Here is a 975-nt window from a genome sequence, read left to right as displayed (position 1 = left end):
ATGCCAACTGGCATCGGCCCGTTCGCGTTATGGGGCTGTCCCCGTCAGGGGCGCACCACCCGGGCGTCGCTGACGATGGCGTCCAGCGGCACGTCCCATGGCTCCGCCGGCAGCGAGTCGACCCGCTGACAGTCATGGGCCAGGCCGACCAGTCGCGGGCGTGGCCCCGGGTGACGGGTGAAGGCCAGGGTGCGGTCGTAGAAGCCGCCACCCATGCCCATGCGCTGGCCGGCGTCGTCGAAGCCCACCAGCGGCAGCAGGATCAGGTCCAGGGCCCAGGCCGCCAGGCGCCGGGCGCGATGGGCGCCATGACGGGTCTCGGGCTCGGGGATGCCGAAGCGGTTGCGGACCATGGGTGTATCGGCATGGTAGTGCACGAACCACAGGCGATTGCGTGACAGCGGCTTGAGCACCGGCAGATGAACCCGGGTGCCACGGTGCCGGAACCAGTCGATCAGGGGGGTGGGGTCGATCTCACTGTCATTGGGCAGGTAGAGTGCCACGCGTCGGGCACGCTGCACTTCGGGCAGGCGGCGCAGCCTGAGGCACAGGTGTTCGCTGGCGCGTCGACGCTGTTCTGGCGTCAGGGCGCGGCGGCGGCGGCGCAGTTCGCGACGCAACTCACGACGTGAGCCATCGAAGCTCTCGAGAGAAAGGGGTGCGGCGGGTGTCGGCATGAGAGGTGTCATGTGGACGAGGTTCCCCAGAGTGCCGCTGTCGTTCTGGCCCTTGAACCCAGTGGTTCAAGGTGGGTGGCCGCAGCCGAACCGTCAGGCTTTCCGACGCACGGACATGCACACGGGTCCGGCTAGCATATGGCCCCCTGGGTACTGCGCATAGGCTCGAGGGACGATAACGACTGGCAAACACCCCAGGGAACGACTTCATCGTACCAGAGCCGGTGAGGGGCGGCCAATGGATTCCGGGGACCGGGCTCAGCGCGGCTCCGGGGTGCCGGCCAGGGCCCGTTCCAGG

The 975-nt window shown here is 68.7% G+C and carries 1 protein-coding gene and 1 other RNA gene; both read right to left on the bottom strand.

What is annotated here, in order from left to right; all coding sequences use genetic code 11:
* Positions 1–44 precede the first annotated feature (44 nt).
* A complete protein-coding gene (locus AM506_RS23470; RefSeq protein WP_082386471.1) occupies positions 45–689 on the bottom strand; it encodes a 5-formyltetrahydrofolate cyclo-ligase in 645 nt (214 codons plus the stop codon).
* 7 nt (positions 690–696) lie between these two features.
* A non-coding RNA gene (ssrS, locus tag AM506_RS23465) (6S RNA) lies at positions 697–881 on the bottom strand.
* Between the last annotated feature and the right edge of the window lie 94 nt (positions 882–975).

The sequence above is a fragment of the Rossellomorea vietnamensis genome (genome assembly GCF_001305855.1).
GTDB classification, from domain to species: Bacteria; Bacillota; Bacilli; order Bacillales; family Bacillaceae_B; genus Rossellomorea; species Rossellomorea vietnamensis_A.
The sequence above is the reverse complement of the archived record's forward strand: the minus strand, read 5'-3'. Positions and strand labels throughout refer to the sequence as shown.